We start from the raw sequence: 15,529 nt of genomic DNA, 5'->3' as shown, positions 1-15,529 counted from the left end.
GCGCCGCTAAACGCACCCAAATCACTGGCTAGCGACGGGTGTTGAGAAGGTCGATGACCTGCTGCACCAGGTCGTCGATGACGGCGCCGGTGGTGTCGAGCACGAGATCGGGGTTCTCGGGGGCCTCGTAGGGGGCGTCGACGCCGGTGAGCCCGGTGAGCTCGCCGGCACGGGCCCGGGCGTAGAGGCCCTTGGGGTCCCGGCGCTCGCACTCGGCCAGCGAGGTCGCCACGTGCACCTCGATGAACGGCAGCTTGGCAGCGTCGTTGAGGGCCCGCGCGGTATCCCGGTCCGACTTCAGCGGTGAGACCAACGAGGCCAGCGCCACCACACCCGCATCGGCCAGCAGCCGGGTCAGATGTCCGACGCGGCGGATGTTCTCGGTCCGGTCACCGGCGGAAAAGCCGAGATCATCGGACAGTCCGTGCCGCAGGTTGTCGCCGTCGAGCAGATATGCCACCTGACCCGATTCGACCAGGGCCCGCTCGACGGCTACCGCCAGCGTGGACTTGCCGGAGGCAGGCAGGCCGGTGAACCAGATCGTGGCGCCGCGTTGCCCGGTGCTGTTCCACCGGTAGTCGCGATCCAGAGACGACGGATGCCACTTGATGTCGGACCGGTTGTGCCCGCTCGGTTTGAGTTCGCGTGCCTGCAGGATGATCCCGGCGCCGACGGTGTCGTTGGACACCTCGTCGATCAAAATGAACGCACCGTTGTCGCGGTTGTCGGCGTAGTTGTCGGCAACCAGCACCGAGCTGGTGCGCAACGTGATCGAGCCGATGTCGTTGAGTGCCAGCTCAACCGGGTTTTCGACCTCGTCAAGGGTCTCCGGGTCCAGCTTGGTGTGCAACTCCTGGATCGTGGCCCGTACCGTGCGGGTGCCCTGCTTGAGGGCCAGCCGGTCGCCGGCGCGCAGAGGATCATCGAAGAACCAGCACACCGTCGCGTCGATCTCCCGGGCCTGCACCGGCACCACTGCTTCCGAGACGCCGCTGACGAGGACGTCGCCGCGGCCCACGTCGATATCGTCGGCCAACTCGATCGAAACCGACAGCGGTGCAACACCTACTGCGCGGTCGTCATCGAGGGTGTCCAGCGCCGTCACGATGGAGCGGGCGCCGGACGGCAGGCTCAGCACCGGGTCACCGAGCTGAAGCGTGCCCGCCGAGAGCCGGCCGGTGTAACGGCGGCGCTGGTCGGCGGTGGGCCGGGAAACCCATTGCACGGCCAACCTCAGGTTGGCCGGATCAGCTTGCGGCGCAAACAGTTCGACGCTATCGAGGTAGTCGAGCAGCGTCGGCCCGTCGTACCAGGGGGTGTTCTCAGAGCGGTGCACCACGTTGTCGCCCAGCTTGGCGGCGATCGGGATGACGGTGAGATCGAGCCCACCGAGTCGGTCGGCGACCTGCTGCAGCTCGCGCTCGACCTCGGCGAACCGGCCCTTGTCGAAGTCGACCAGGTCGATTTTGTTGACCGCGGCCACGAAGTGCTTGATACCCAACAGCTTCGCGATGCGAGCGTGGCGTCGGGTCTGACGAAGCACCCCGGCCCGGGCATCGACCAGCAGGATCGCCACGTGGGCGTTGGAGGCGCCGGTGAACATGTTGCGGGTGTAGCGCTCATGCCCGGGGGTATCGGCCAGGATGTAGCTGCGGGTGTCGGTGGAGAAGAAGCGGTAGGCGACATCGATGGTGATGCCCTGTTCGCGTTCGGCCCGCAGCCCGTCGGACAGCGCGGCCAGATCAGCCACTCCTTCCGAATCGGTGACGGCCTCAAGATGATCCAGTGGCAGGCTGTCGGTGTCGTGCAGCAGGCGGCCGATCAGGGTGCTCTTACCGTCGTCCACCGAACCGGCGGTGGTGATGCGCAGCAGTTGACGAGTAGACATCAGGATCCTCGGTTCTTCGCGCAAGCGCTCATCAGAAATACCCCTCGCGTTTCCGGTCTTCCATCGCCGCGACGGACGTTCGATCATCGGCCCGGGTCTCGCCGCGTTCGGAGACGGTGGCGGCTGATATCTCGGTGATCACCCCGCCGATGGTGGTGGCCCGCGACCGCACCGCGCCGGTGATGGTCAAGTCACCCACGGTGCGGTAGCGCACCCACTCCACGGCGGACTTCTCGGCACCGGCGGGTTGGGCGTACTCCGACACCGCGAGCAGGATGCCGTCGCGCTCGAACACCTCGCGTTCGTGGGCGAAGTAGATCGACGGCAGCTCAAGGTTTTCCAGTTCGATGTAGCGCCAGATGTCGAGTTCTGTCCAGTTCGACAGCGGGAACACCCGGACCTGCTCGCCCTTGCGGATCCGGCCGTTGTACAGCGACCACGGCTCGGGGCGCTGGGCCCGCGGATCCCACTGGCCGAACTCGTCGCGGAAACTCAGGATGCGTTCCTTCGCCCGGGCACGTTCTTCGTCACGACGCGCACCGCCGAAGGCCGCATCGAATCCGCCGGCCTCCAGCGCATCCAGCAGGGTGCGGGTCTGCTGCCGGTTGCGGGAGGCTCCGGGCCCCGGATCGGCGACACGGCCGCTGTCGATGGTTTCCTGCACGGAGGCCACCACCAGCTTGTGGCCAAGTCCGGTGGTGCGGCGGTCGCGGAACTCGATGACCTCATCGAAGTTGTGCCCGGTATCCACGTGCAGCACCGGGAACGGCAACGGTGAAGGTCGAAAAGCCTTCTCGGCCAACCTCAGAAGGACGATCGAGTCCTTGCCCGCCGAGAACAGCAGCACCGGACGCTGCAGTTCGGCGACCACCTCGCGGATGATGTGCACCGCCTCGGCTTCGAGTAGGCGCAACTCGTCGACGTGTAAAAGGGCAGTGCTTGATGCTCTTCGCGCAAGCGGCTCATCGGTCGTCATACCGGGAGGCCCTCCTTCTCTGCGTCGCGGCGGTAGCGATCGACCCATTCGTCGGATCGCTGATCGGCCTGACGTTCAAGCACCGGCTGTGGGGCCAGGCGCGGGTCCAGACCCAGCGCTTCCAACACCGTGGCCACCACGGTCGTCAGGTTTCGCCACAGATACGGGTAGGACACCTCGATGGGGGAGATGTTCTCCTGGGCGAACCAGGAGCGCCAGCCCTCCTCCTGGGCCTGCAGCAGCTTGATCACGTGGGCGATCGCACCCGCGTGGTACTCGGCACGCGCATCGCGGACCGGATCGGCCCGGCCGCGCCACACTCTGGTCTGCACCGCCCGCCAGAACGAAACCGCCTGTGACACGACGTCGGGCCGGTAGACGTGGATCAGCACCGGGTCGCCACCGGTGACGTCGCGGATCGCGGCCAGCAGGCCGGGCCCGGATCGCTCGGGCAGGCCTTTGGCACGCTCCAGCAGTAGCGGCGTCTGGTTCCACATCAGCTTCCCGCCCCACACGCCGTTGGGGGTGCGGCCGACGGTGCGGATGTAGTCGCGCCAGATCTCGGCCGGGGCCAGGTCCGGCTTGCCCTCGACCAGTGGGTCGAGCAGGCGCAGGATCGACTCGTCCTCGACGTCTGCGAACCATTCCCGCGGCTGCGGCGACATGCTGGTGGTCGGCAGGTACTGGAAGAACTCCTGGGGCTCGCCGGCCATGCCCGTAGCGCGCAGGGATTCCACCAGCAGGGTGCTGCCGCTGCGCTGGGATGCGAGCACCAGGTAGGCCATCGGATGATCTGGCATGGCGAGACTCTAACCATGATTTGTTTGCGGCGCCTATTCAAGTAGACGTCAAGAGGTTTCGTTCACCGTGATGAAAACTATTGGCGGGTATCGGTGATGCCACGGTCGGCGGCGATGGCCGATCTGCTGGTGGCCGGACGGCCGTGGATATGCACGTACGTGTCGGTGTAACGCTCCGATATCCGGGTTCCGGCGAATTCGGAGGGAATGACATCGAACGTCTTCTCGCGCCAGTCGTTCAGTAACAGTGCCAGGTCGTCCGCGATCGCCTCGGCCTTGTCGGTGGCGTCCGGTGCCAGCAGGTTGTTGCTTTCGGTCGGGTCAGCGACTAGGTCATACAGTTCGCGGCCGGGCCGGGGGTTCAGGACGGTATCGCCGAGTGCGCGTCCGGAGGGGCTGTCGGCGATATCCCACGGCAGGTCCAACAATGGCCGAGCCGCGTAATTCTCGATATAGCTGTATTCCTTTGTGCGAATGGCGCGAATCGGGTCGAAAGAATCATGGTAGGTCTTTGTGGTGTACACCTCGGAGCGGATCTCTGCCGTTTCCACCGGGTTTGCCGTGAGGTTGCTGGCGTGTGACAGACCCTCGACCTCGTCAGGGATCTCGACGCCGAGGAGTTCCAGCAGGGTGGGCAGTAGATCGACCCCGCTGAACAGTTCGTCGTAGCGGCGCGGCGCTATGCCGGAGCCACGCGGCGGGCGCACGATCATCGCGATGCCGGTGCCCGCGTCGTACAGCGTCGACTTGGCCCGGGGCAACGCCGGCCCGTGATCGGTCATGAACACCACCCACGTGCTCTCGTCGAGACCGGTCGCGGCCAATGTGTCCAGCAGTTCGCCGACCTTCGCGTCCGCGACGGCAATCGAGCCGTAGAACTCGGCGAGGTCGTCACGCACCTCAGACGTATCGGGCAGGTAGTCGGGGACGGCGACGTCGTCGGCCTCGGCCGGTTCGTACCGGTCTCGCGGATAGGGCCGGTGCGTCTCGAAGAATCCGGTGGTGAGCAGGAACGGCTGCCGCGGTGGCGCAGTCAGCCAGGCGGTGGCCTGTTCGACGACGTACTCGCAGAACGAGTTCGACACGTCGAACTCGTCGTACCCCAGGTTGGCCGGTTGCGAGGTTTCGTGTTGCATGCCGAACAGGGCTGTGTGCCAGCCTGATTCGGCCAGGAAGTGGGGGAGCGTGCGCACCCCGGCGCGGTACTCCCAGCCGTGGTGGGCCAGGCCCACCAGGCCGTTGCTCTGCGGGTAGCGGCCGGTGAACAGCGAACCTCGCGACGGTGAGCACAACGGTGCGGTGGCGTGGGCGCGGGTGAACAGGATCCCCTCGGCGGCGAGGCGGTCGAGGTGCGGGCTGGCCACATCCGGGTGGCCGTACACGCCGAGATAGCGGCCGAGATCATGCCAGTGCACGATCAACAGGTTCTGCCGTTGCGGCTCGGTCACGTCACATCCTTTCCGTCCAACCCTACGACCGAACAGCCTGAATGCGCCCCCCGCAACCGTTTGGCTCATCGAGAGCTACTTATGCGGCGCGGCGTCGTCGGTAGGGTGGAGGCCATGCCGACCGCCACCGAACCTGCTGCGGTCAGCGGCTACGAGGTCCGCTGGGAGCAGCACAACGCCGAGCGGCGTGCCCAGATCCTGCAGGCGGCGGTGGCGTTGGTCGAGGAGAATCCGCCGGGCGCCGAGATCTCGATGGTGCGTATCGCGGAACGTGCCGGGGTGGCGAAGTCGGTGGTGTACCGGCAGTTCACCGGCAAGGAAGAGCTCGAGCGACGCGTCCGGTCCTGGGTGTTCGACGATTTCGCCGCGATCCTCGACACCAATCTCGATGTCACCAACGGCTCATTGCGCGAGATCCTGACCCGCACCGTGGCGGCGGTCGCCGATTGGATGCTTGATCACCCGCGCCTCGATGACTTCGTCCGTCGCGGGCCGACGTTCGAGAGCGACGGCTCGTTGGATGCGGTCAGCGGGCTGAAGCTCCGGATGACCAGGCAGTCCGAGGGCATCATCGCCGCGATCGCGCAGACCATCGGCGTGGACGACAGTGCGTTCAAGACCGTTCCTTTCGCGGTCGTGACCATGGTGGAGGCCACGCTGTCGGCGTGGATCCGCGGTGCGGCGCCAGAGCGGTCACGCGAGGAGATCGTGACGCACCTGGCCGATTTCGCCTGGTATGTCCTGGACGGCGCGGCCCGCGCGAGCGGTCTGGAGATCAACCGCGACGACGAGTTGACGGCCGTGATCGCCGCGCTGACGAAACGCTAGAGCAGCCCGGCGTTGTAATCGTCGACCAGGCTCCGCACGGTCTCCTGGGCGCAGGACTTGTTGGTCCCGATGAAACCGGTCGGCCCACGTTTGATCCAGCCGGTGACGTAGGCGCCGCGGGCCCGTGGCACCCGGCCGCCGTCATTCGGCACGGTCGCGGTCGCGTCGTCGAACGGCAGCCCCGCCACCGGCCGGCCCTGGTAACCGATAGAGGTCAACACCAGACCGGCTTCGATAACCCGTTCGTGCCCAGTCGATTTCACTCGTACCGACCCGTCGGCCGCTGCGACCAGTTCGTTGTGGACGAATTCCACGCCGGAGGCCGCGGACTGGCCGAGGATCGCGGTCGGCGACAACAGGTACTCGAGCACGATCCGGTGATGGCCCGCTCCGCGTGGCGCGGCGCGCAGGATCGCGGACCGGGGATCCGACCCAGGCAGTATCCGCAGGTCCTCGTCGCGGACGATGATGTCGATCCCCGGCGTCGAGCACAGCCCGACCAGTTCGGGGACGGTGAACGCGGACTGCTCGATGCCCCGTCGGCCCACCACAACCACTTCTTCGATTGCGCTGTGGCGCAATGCCTCCAGTGCATGTGGTGCGATCGACGTGTCGGCCAGACGGTCGGGGTCGATGCTGAGGATGCGGGCGACGTCGAGTGCGACGTTGCCGTTGCCGATCACGACAGCGCGCCGGTGGGACAGATCGAAGGAACGACCGGCGTGATCGGGATGCCCGTTGTACCAGGCGACGAACTCGGTGGCCGAGGTGACGCCGGGCAGCTCGATGCCGGGGATGTCGAGACGACGGTCCGTCGACGCGCCGACCGCGTAGATGACGGCGTGGTGCTCGTTCAGCAGGTCGTCGTGGGCGACATCGCTGCCGATCTCGACACCAAGATGCATCTCCAGGTGCGGGTTGTCGGTGATGTGTTGGAACTGCTGAGTCACCTTGCGGGTGCGCTGGTGATCGGGGGCCACCCCGTAACGGGCCAAACCGTATGGCTGGGTGAGCCGTTCGTATATCCGAACCCGGGCACCCGAGATGGTCAGGACCTCTTCGGCGGCATACATCGCAGCCGGACCCGAGCCGACGATCGCGACACGCAGGTCGCCGGCTCGGACCCGCAAGGGCGGGACCACCGGCGCCAGCGCCGGCCGGGATCTCGGCGTCGCGTAGAAATCGGCGTTCAGCGTGGCGAACACGTCCTCCGCGTCGGTCAGCTTGGTGTGCGGTTTGATCGCATCCACCGGGCACGCCGACACACAGGCGCCGCAATCGACGCATTCAACCGGGTCGACATAGAGCATCTGCGCGGTGTGGAAATCGGGTTCGTCGGGTGTGGGGTGGATGCAGTTCACCGGGCAGGCATAGACGCACGATGCGTCGCTGCAGCAGGACTGCGTGATGACGTGGGGCATCAGGCGAGGGCAACCGCTTCACGGTCCGGCGCGCCGCGGTAGCGGGCGGCTTCGCCGTCGATGCCGCAGCGCTTCCATACCCACCGGCCGGTCCGGTTCATCAAGCCGATTTCTTCGCTGAGGGAACGCATTTCACCGAAGTAGCCGGCCAGGATCTTGCGTGAGTGCGGGCTGCGCCAGAACGCGTCCTTGATCACCGCCCGCGGAATTCCGAACTCCTCGCCGAACGACCTCGGGGGTGCCATGATCTCGTGCGCAAGCCAGCGCAGGGTGAGTGGGAATGCGACGCAGGCGAATGCCTTCATGCGCCACGACCGTTCCGGCAGATGGGTTTTGAGGAAATCGTGCGCCCAGGAGATGTGGCGGGCTTCCTCGGCGATGTGGATCTGCATGGTCCGCAGCACCGCGGGCGGAATGTTGGCGCCCTCGCGGATCAAGCCCTTCTGGAAATGGTCGATCGGCTCTTCGCCGGCCAGGATGCCCGCCATGAACGCCGTCGGGGAGTACTGGCCGACGAGGCCGATGTACGGCGACAACCGGCGGAACAGTGGCCGCATCCCGGGAACGTCGACGCCTGACCGGTTGACCAGCTCCTGGAACATCTGGATGTGGTTGCACTCCTCGGTCATCTCGTGCAACGCGTAGCGGAACTCGGGCGAGTTGTTGGGCAGCTTCATGATGAACGCCATCAACCCGCGGATCAGGATGCTCTCGAAGGCCGCGCCGACCTTGACGGAGTTCAGTGTCCGCCAGCGGCCGATCTCGATCTGACGGGCCAGCGGTTGGCTCTGGTACCAGGCGGTGGCACCCAGCGGATCGACGTTGGGTGAGAGCACCCACCGTGGATCGTCGAGGTCGATCGCCAGATCGGGGGAGTCCCACGCGATGTCCAGATAGGGATCGAAGCGGCGGCGCACGGAGCCCTCGGACAGTGTCTGCAGCAGATCCCGGTAGTCCGCATCCAGTCGTGCGGCGTCGGGCGAGGTGGAAGCCATGGGCCCACAATTTACCGAGACATTGAGTCCCAGTAAATACCCGGTTTTTGCGGCGGGGTTTGCTACGGGTGGTACGGCACGCCGACCGCGCGGAAGACGTACTCCGGGCCGACGTCGAAGGCCAGCGATCGGCGCGGCAGTCGCGCGAGAATCTCGTCGGGGATCTCGGTCTTGTAGTGCAGCGAGAGCTTCCCGTGACCGCGCCGGTCGATCTGGGCCACGTCGGCCTGCAGGGTGAGCCCGGTTTCGCTGAGCTCGGCGTGCACCGCGCCGACCTGCGGGGCTGACCACGGCTGGTCGATGCTGCGGCCGGCGAGCTTGGGCAGGGTGGACATGGTGGCCAGTACCCGGTAGTTCGTGAGAACGAGTGAACCGGCGTAGCTGGCGACACTGCCTGCCGATCGCGTTCCGGGGATCGATCCGGTGAAACGCCTGGTCACCGGGATGTATTCGGCCAGGAACAGGATGCCTTCGGCTTCGGCCTCCGACCGCAGACCGTCCGGCAGTCCGCCGATGTGCATCAGCTTTCGCAGGATCAGAGCCATGCCTTCGACGGTAGCGCGCAAACATGGCAAATCAGTGGGAGCTGGTAGAGATTATCTGGTGGGAACCCGTGCCAGATGGCTGATCGTGACCGCGGTGCTGGCAGCCGTGGTGTACGCGGCGCTGTGGATCGGCTACGAGCGGCAGTGGGCCTGGCTGGCTGACGTCGATGCCGCGGGCCTGGCGGGTCCCTACCGGTTCGGTTCGGCGCACCCGGGCTGGGTGACCGCGTGGGACGTGTTCTGCACCGTGCTCGGGCCTTTTGCCTTCCGGTTGCTGGCACTGGTGATGATCGTCGTCGCGCTGGTGCGCCGCCAACGGCGCATCGCGTGGTACCTGGTATTGACCGTCGAGCTCAGCGCGGTGACGACCGAGGTGGCCAAGTTCCTGGTCGATCGTCCGCGTCCGGCCACGGCGCTGGTCCACGCCCTGTCGACCTCGTTCCCATCGGGGCACGCGATGGGCGTCATGGTCGCGGTGCCGGCCCTGTTGGTCCTGGCGTTGCCGACGTTCCGCCCGGCGTTGCGGGGCTGGTGGGTGGCCGCCGGGGCGTTTGTCGTCATCGCGATCGGCGTGGGCCGGGTGGTGCTCAACGTCCACCATCCCTCGGATGTGGTGGCCGGCTGGGCGCTGGGCTACGTCTGGTTCGTGGCGGTGTTCCTGCTGTACCCGCCGTACCCGCCGACGGTCACGGCAGTGGACGAAACACCGGTAGCGCCCGGTAGCGCACGGTGAAGCTGGCCTCGCTGAGCGCCTCGCCCACCTCGCCGTCGTGGGCGACGGTGGTGGGCCCGTCGACGGCGACGAACCGGAACTCCGGTACCTGCAACTCGTGATAGAGCGGGCTGCGTTCGAGCCGGCCCAGCGCCACGGATACCGCGACGCGCAGCCGGCTGAACCGCCGCCCGGTTTCCAGGATCCGCACGTCGATAAGGCCGTCATCGAGACGCGGCCGCAGCGACGGGGCGAACCCGGACGGGAAGTACGTCGAATTGCCCAGGAAGAACAACTCGGTCTGAAGTGTCTTGTCGTCGTAGCTGATGCGGACCGGGGCCTCCCGGCGCAGCGTCAGATACAGCGCATACGCCCCGGCCGCCCGCTTGCCCATCCGGTGTTCGAGCTTCTCGCGCATCCGCACGTAGTTCGGGTAGGCGCCGATGCTGGCGGTGTTGATCACCATGCGTTCCTCGTTGAGGCACACCAGGTCGACGTAGGCCGCCGTGCCCTGCTGGATCGACGTCACGGTCCGAGCCACCGATTCACAGCCGATGTCCTTGGCGAAGTGGTTGAACGTCCCGCCAGGAAACACCGCGAGTGGGACACCTGCCTCGACGGCGATGCCCGCCGCGCAGGCCACGGTGCCGTCGCCGCCGCCCACCGCGAGCGCCTCGACGCGGGCCGCGGTCTCCCGTAACACCGTCTCGATGTCATCGCCTTCGCCGAGCTCGACGATTTCAGTGCGCGGCAGGGCTTTTCGCACGTCGTCGACGATCCGCGCGCCGGTCCCGTCACCGGAGGCCGGGTTGATCACCAGGGCCACGCCGGCCCCGTCCGGTCGGGGCTCGGTGTGGAACCGCAACGGATTCGACGTCGGCAGGGTGGCGGCCGGGATGGTCGGGACGATGCGTGCGCCCAGCACCGCGATCGCGGCGCCGATGCCGAAACCGGCGAACACGTCGCCGGGATAGTGCGCTCCGGTGGCCACGCGGGACAACCCGACCAGGCCGGCGAGCAGCGCCAGCGGCAGACCGGCCGGTGCGGACTCCAGGCCGACGCCCACCGCGAAGGCCGCGGCGCTCGCGGAGTGCCCAGACGGCAGGGAATGAGAGGTGGGGATGCGTCGGGTCCGTCGGGCCAGCGGGATCAGGCTGCGGTCCGGCCGCGGCCGTCGCCAGATCCGCTTGGCGATCTGATTGGTCACCAGACTGGTCACCGCCAGGCTGACCACGCCGCGCGCGGCGCCACGCCGCAACGACGCACTGCCCAGCGCACCCATGGCCGCCGCGATGGCAAACCACAGCTTGGAATGGTCTGCGGCCCTGGTCAGCCCGGGCATTACGGTGTCCAGCAGTGGGCTCGGTGACTCGGCGACCGCCTCGAAGACCTCACGGTCCAACGTGCCCAAGCCCTTGCCGATCGCGCGCACGTCCATGTCGCCAAGGTAGCCGTCGCGACCGGATCGTGCCCCAAGCTTTATCCGGCCGATAGGGACACCGACGACGATGGACGGATGCGCCGACTGCTCGCGATGCTGTGTGCCGGGGTGTTGGCTCTGGCATGCGCGCCCACGGCCGGCGCCGTCGACCCGCCCTGGTTCGCCTCGTCGGTGGGCAACGCCACCCAGGTGATTTCCGTTGTCGGAGTGGGCGGTACGAAGGCGAAGATGGATGTCTGGCAACGCGGGCCGTCCGGGTGGCAGCCGGTCGGTGCGGGCATCGACGCCAACATCGGCGCCAAAGGCATGGCCCCGCAGACCCACGACGGTGAAATGAAGACGCCCATGGGCATTTTCACCCTCGACTTCGCGTTCGGCACCGCACCCAATCCCGGCGGCGGCCTGCAGTATGTGCAGGTCACGCCGGACCACTGGTGGGACGGGGACATGAAGAGCCCGACCTACAACACCATGCAGGTGTGCAAGAAGGCGCAGTGCCCGTTCAACACCGACCCGGCCAGCGGCACCGAGAACCTCGACATCACGGCCTATAAACACGCCATCGTGATGGGCGTGAACAAGGCGCGGGTACCCGGCAACGGTGGTGCGTTCTTCGTGCACACCACCGATGGCGGGCCGACGGCGGGTTGCGTGGCGATCGACGACGCGACCTTGGTCAAGATCATGCAGTGGCTGCGGCCGGGAGCGTTGATCGCCGTCGCGAAATAGCCGTCAAAGATTCAGGGCGGCACCGGGTTCCAGTTTGAAGTTGAGGCCATCCAGCGAGAGGGTGGCGTCGTAGGTGCGGTCGTAGCCGGTGGCGCTGATCTTCCAGCCGTCGGCCGTGCGGCGGTAGCGGTCGTGGTAGAACGCCGAGCCGAACAGCATGAAGTTCATGCTCGGGACGATCACGCGGTCCTGGAGATACCAGGTGGCCGTGGCCTCGTCGCCGTTCACCTCGATCTCGGGGTGTGCGACGCGATGCTCGGTGATGACCTCGGGGCCCAACGAAGCCTTCATGTACTCGACCAGCGAGTCGCGGTCGGTGAAGTGCAGCGTCTTGCCCATCGACTGTCCGTAGTCGCCGGCGACGTCCTCGGTGAGGGTGTCGGCGAACTCGTCCCAGTGCTTGGTGTCCAGCGCACGCAGATACCGGTATTTGACTTGCTTGATGTCGTCGATGTCACCCATGCCCGACATTTGAGCACAACTCCGGCGGGCGCAATACCCTCTGTGTCCACTGTGGCGAACGTGCACTCTTTCGCGGCAAAGATGTGGTGTCCGGCTCTGCAAGCTGCACGCTCGCCAGAGGGCCTGAAATGGTTTGCCGGTCCACTGATTCAGCGGCAGTGTGCAGTGACCATCGTGGTACCTATGCAACGGATGAGCGTTGCTGAAGAGATCAAAGGCGAACCGGCGGAACGTGCTTGGGGCGGTCCCCGCGGAGTGTCGGACGGCCGCGGGGCTCTGCGGCGGCTATCGTGGCGTGCGTTATGAGCGGCCCGTTGGGGTTGTCGATCGGGACCACCAACTTGGTTGCGGCGCGTGTCGGCAATCAACCTGTCAGCCGGCGTTCGGTGTTGACCTTGTCGACCGACCGGACGCCGCAGGTCGGCATGCCCGAATCCGGTCCCGGTGTCACGCTCAGCGGATTCGTCGAGCGGGTCGGCGACCCGGTGCCGCTGGTGGCGCCCGACGGTGCGTCCTATCCCGCCGACACCCTGTTGGTCGAGGCCCTCGATGCGATGGTCGAGCTTGTCGGCGGACCCTCCGAACAGCTGGCGATCGCGGTGCCCGCGCACTGGGGTGCGCCCACCTTGCGGGCCCTGCGCAACGCGCTGCGGCACAATCCCAGCCTGTCGCGCGACGGGCGGCCGCCCCGGCTCATCCCCGATGCCGTCGCCTCATTGGCTGCGCTGCGCGCCAACCCGGGCCTGCCGTCCAACGGCGTGGTGGCCCTGCTGGATTTCGGCGGCGGCGGTACCAGCATCACGCTGGCCGACGCCGCGTCGGCCTTCGAGCCGATCGACGAGACCACCCGTTATCCCGATTTCTCCGGTGACCAGATCGATCAGGCACTGCTGACCCACGTGCTCGACGGTGCCGCCCAAGCCGGCGGTATCGATCCGGCCGGTACTGCCGCGGTCGGCTCCCTGGCCCGGCTGCGCGAGGAATGCCGTCAGGCCAAGGAACGGCTGTCGGCAGAGACTGCCACCGACCTGGGCGTCGAGCTGCCCGGATATTCGGCCACGGTGCGGGTGACCCGCACCGAACTCGAGGGGCTGATGCGGGCGCCGCTCGCCGGTGCGTTGGATGCGCTGGAAAAGGCGTTGGAGCGCAACGGGATCAGTTGGCCGGCGGTCTCGGCGGTCGTGACCATCGGCGGCGGTGCCAGTATTCCTCTTGTCACCCAACAGCTTTCGGAACACTCACAGGCGCAGGTGGTAACGACTCCGCAACCGGCGCTGGATGCTGCGATCGGTGCCGCGTTGTCCGCCGCCTACGCCGCGGATGCCGATGTTCAGACCGGCGTGGCCCCCACCCTGGGTGTGGCGGCCGCGTTGCCGACGGCCGGGATCCCTTCCGGCCCAGGAGGTTCTGAGGGTTCGTCCACCTTTCGGGCGCTGGCCTGGTCGGAGGACGACGCAGGCGACGACGTGGTGCCCTACACCGGACCCGATTTGGCGGAGTCCTACGGCACTGAGACCGCGGCGCGTCCGGCCGTGCAGTACGTACCCCCGACGGGGCCGATCGAACAGCCGCGCGGCGGGTGGGAGCGGTTGCCGTTGACGGTCTTCGCCGTGGCTGCGGCCCTGGTCCTCGTCGCCATCGGTGGTGTGACGTATGCGTTGACCAGTGCGACGGGCACCGCGCCGAGTTCAGAGGTCAAGCCGCCCGAGCCCAAGCCGTTGCCTCCGCAGGAGGTGGCACCGAGTCCGGTCGCACCCCCGCCGCCGGCCGAGCCGCCACCGGCCCCCGAGCCGGTGACGCAAGCGCCCGCACCGCCGCCGGTCACGGTGACCCAGGCGCCGCCACCACCGGTGACGGAAACGCACGTCGTCACGCAGACGACGACGCCTCCTCCTGTCACGACGACCACCACCACAACCACGACGACCACCACGACGCCGCCGACCACCACGACCACCACGACGACGCCGACGACGACCACCACGACCACGAACCCGATGACGACGACGTACGTCACCGTGCCGTTCGTCCCGGTGCCCATTCCGATCCAGGTGCCGAACCGCGGCGAGACGCAGAACCCTTACCCGCAACAGCCGCAGTACCCCTATCAGCAGCAGCCGCAGTATCCGTACCAGCCGTACCCGTGACGACCTGTGGTGTTGCTGCGCCTTCGCTGAACGGCATTTCGCAAAGGTTGAGGCGGCAGATCGTGAGCAAGCTGTCTTCGCTCGGTCTCCCTTGATGCGATCGGGTTTTCTCTGCTCGAAAAGTGTTGTGCGCATTGTCAATACAACGAACTGACGGTCGCGTAACGTTCCTGGCCATGGTGGGTATGGGTGGGGCGGGTTCCGGGATGAGTTCCTGCCCGGTGCGCCGGAACCGGAGGAAGTGACACCGGAACCTACTGCGCCGCTGAGTGTTACAGCGTCACGGCCGGAGGTGTCGGTGACGAAGGTGGCAGAGCCGGTCGAGAAGGTCGCGAAGAAACCGGTTCGTGCTGAGGTCCGGGCATCGGCGACGCAGGTCCACACCCAGGTGAAGTCCGCGGTGAAAGACGCTCGCGCGCAGATCCGCAACGCGGCCAAGGATGTTCGTGATCAGGTGGACGAGGCAACCGGCGATGTTCGGGCCGCGGTCAAGAAGGCGGTCCGAGTCCCCAACGCCGGCGAGAACGGCAAGGACGACACCAGCAGTCGTGGCAAGGCCGCCGCGAAGGGGTCGGCCTCTGGCGACGACTGAGCGCGGGTTCGGCAATACCCTGCCGGGAGTCTGGTTCGGCGGTACCTTCTCGGTCAAAGCTGGGAGGAAAGATGAAGCGCATTCATGCCGTCGTCGTGGGCGCCGTGGTCACCGTCGTCGCAGGCTCGTTCGCTGGACCTGCTGCAGCAACTCCCGCCGAGGGTGACGTCGTGCGCACCGATCTCGGCAAAGGCACCACCACCGCGCCGATCTGGGTCGTGACGGCGGGGCAGCCGACCACCTTGCATGTGCAGAGCCTGCTACTCAAACCAGGGGCCGGAAGCGGTTGGCACACCCATCCCGGACCGGAGCAGTCGGTGATCAACGACGGCACGGTGGTCGTGCGGAGCGCGGGCAATTGTGTGCCTGCGGTGTACTCCGCGGGCCAGATGGTCGTCATCCCGGGTGGGGTGGCCCACCAGGTGACCAACGAGGGGACCGGCGAGGCGGACGTCGTCGTGACCTACACGCTGCCCGCCGACGCTCCGGTGCGTGACGACGCGCCTGCCCAGTGTCCCTAGCTGCGGAAACAGGCTTGTAACGAC

15 protein-coding genes are annotated in these 15,529 nt (G+C 67.0%); 6 read left to right on the top strand and 9 right to left on the bottom strand.

The annotated features are described in order from the left end of the window. Positions 1-28 precede the first annotated feature (28 nt). The 4 genes from cysC to AB0I14_RS02230 all read right to left on the bottom strand — a co-directional run bounded on the left by cysC (position 29) and on the right by AB0I14_RS02230 (position 5,112). The gene (cysC, locus tag AB0I14_RS02245; RefSeq protein WP_358015222.1) at positions 29-1,888 is read right to left on the bottom strand and encodes an adenylyl-sulfate kinase; all 1,860 of its coding nucleotides are present in this window, start codon (positions 1,886-1,888) and stop codon (positions 29-31) included. Positions 1,889-1,919: 31 nt separating this feature from the next. Beyond that, on the bottom strand, positions 1,920-2,864 hold the full coding sequence (gene cysD / locus AB0I14_RS02240) for a sulfate adenylyltransferase subunit CysD (RefSeq protein WP_358015219.1): 945 nt from the start codon (positions 2,862-2,864) through the stop codon (positions 1,920-1,922). Beyond that, positions 2,861-3,664 (bottom strand): Stf0 family sulfotransferase, encoded by an 804-nt coding sequence (locus AB0I14_RS02235; protein WP_358015216.1) that lies wholly within the window; start codon positions 3,662-3,664, stop codon positions 2,861-2,863. Before AB0I14_RS02235 ends, cysD begins: the two co-directional genes overlap by 4 nt. Positions 3,665-3,741: 77 nt before the next feature. After that, complete coding sequence (locus AB0I14_RS02230; protein WP_358015213.1) at positions 3,742-5,112, bottom strand: sulfatase; 1,371 nt, start codon at positions 5,110-5,112, stop codon at positions 3,742-3,744. Between the two features lie 114 nt (positions 5,113-5,226). Here AB0I14_RS02230 and AB0I14_RS02225 point away from each other — a divergent pair, with 114 nt between their 5' ends. Continuing rightward, the gene (locus AB0I14_RS02225; RefSeq protein WP_358015210.1) at positions 5,227-5,940 is read left to right on the top strand and encodes a TetR/AcrR family transcriptional regulator; all 714 of its coding nucleotides are present in this window, start codon (positions 5,227-5,229) and stop codon (positions 5,938-5,940) included. Here the strand turns inward: AB0I14_RS02225 and AB0I14_RS02220 are convergent. From AB0I14_RS02220 to AB0I14_RS02210, 3 genes are all read right to left on the bottom strand, one after another. Beyond that, positions 5,937-7,361, bottom strand: coding sequence for an FAD-dependent oxidoreductase (locus AB0I14_RS02220; RefSeq protein WP_358015207.1), 1,425 nt, complete (start codon positions 7,359-7,361; stop codon positions 5,937-5,939). The genes AB0I14_RS02225 and AB0I14_RS02220 overlap by 4 nt on opposite strands. Then, positions 7,361-8,356, bottom strand: a complete 996-nt coding sequence (locus AB0I14_RS02215; protein WP_358015204.1) for a diiron oxygenase — start codon at positions 8,354-8,356, stop codon at positions 7,361-7,363. The genes AB0I14_RS02220 and AB0I14_RS02215 overlap by 1 nt, the downstream gene beginning before the upstream one ends. A gap of 62 nt (positions 8,357-8,418) precedes the next feature. Continuing rightward, positions 8,419-8,901: a hypothetical protein gene (locus tag AB0I14_RS02210; RefSeq protein ID WP_358015201.1), complete on the bottom strand. Its 483-nt coding sequence runs from the start codon at positions 8,899-8,901 to the stop codon at positions 8,419-8,421. Between the two features lie 58 nt (positions 8,902-8,959). On the opposite strand from AB0I14_RS02210, the gene AB0I14_RS02205 reads away from it, so the two are divergent. Further along, on the top strand, positions 8,960-9,634 hold the full coding sequence (locus AB0I14_RS02205; RefSeq protein WP_358015198.1) for a phosphatase PAP2 family protein: 675 nt from the start codon (positions 8,960-8,962) through the stop codon (positions 9,632-9,634). On the opposite strand, the gene AB0I14_RS02200 is transcribed toward AB0I14_RS02205, so the two are convergent. After that, positions 9,588-11,051 carry a phosphatase PAP2 family protein gene (locus tag AB0I14_RS02200; protein ID WP_358015195.1) on the bottom strand — a complete coding sequence of 488 codons (1,464 nt, stop codon included), beginning with the start codon at positions 11,049-11,051 and terminating at the stop codon, positions 9,588-9,590. The two genes, AB0I14_RS02205 and AB0I14_RS02200, sit on opposite strands and share 47 nt — an antisense overlap. A 78-nt stretch (positions 11,052-11,129) precedes the next feature. Here AB0I14_RS02200 and AB0I14_RS02195 point away from each other — a divergent pair, with 78 nt between their 5' ends. After that, the gene (locus AB0I14_RS02195) at positions 11,130-11,783 is read left to right on the top strand and encodes a L,D-transpeptidase family protein (RefSeq protein WP_358015192.1); all 654 of its coding nucleotides are present in this window, start codon (positions 11,130-11,132) and stop codon (positions 11,781-11,783) included. A gap of 3 nt (positions 11,784-11,786) precedes the next feature. On the opposite strand, the gene AB0I14_RS02190 is transcribed toward AB0I14_RS02195, so the two are convergent. After that, a complete protein-coding gene (locus AB0I14_RS02190) occupies positions 11,787-12,245 on the bottom strand; it encodes a nuclear transport factor 2 family protein (protein ID WP_358015189.1) in 459 nt (152 codons plus the stop codon). A 302-nt stretch (positions 12,246-12,547) separates the two neighbouring features. Here AB0I14_RS02190 and AB0I14_RS02185 point away from each other — a divergent pair, with 302 nt between their 5' ends. From AB0I14_RS02185 to AB0I14_RS02175, 3 genes are all read left to right on the top strand, one after another. Further along, entirely contained in the window at positions 12,548-14,392 is a 1,845-nt protein-coding gene (locus AB0I14_RS02185; RefSeq protein ID WP_358015186.1) for an Hsp70 family protein, read from the top strand. A gap of 298 nt (positions 14,393-14,690) precedes the next feature. After that, entirely contained in the window at positions 14,691-14,984 is a 294-nt protein-coding gene (locus AB0I14_RS02180) for a hypothetical protein (RefSeq protein ID WP_358015183.1), read from the top strand. A 71-nt stretch (positions 14,985-15,055) separates the two neighbouring features. Then, positions 15,056-15,505, top strand: a complete 450-nt coding sequence (locus tag AB0I14_RS02175) for a cupin domain-containing protein (protein WP_358015181.1) — start codon at positions 15,056-15,058, stop codon at positions 15,503-15,505. Positions 15,506-15,529 lie beyond the last annotated feature (24 nt).

It is taken from the genome of Mycobacterium sp. NPDC050441, from assembly GCF_040655355.1.
Classification (GTDB): domain Bacteria; phylum Actinomycetota; class Actinomycetes; order Mycobacteriales; family Mycobacteriaceae; genus Mycobacterium.
This window is presented reverse-complemented; position numbering and strand designations above follow the sequence as displayed.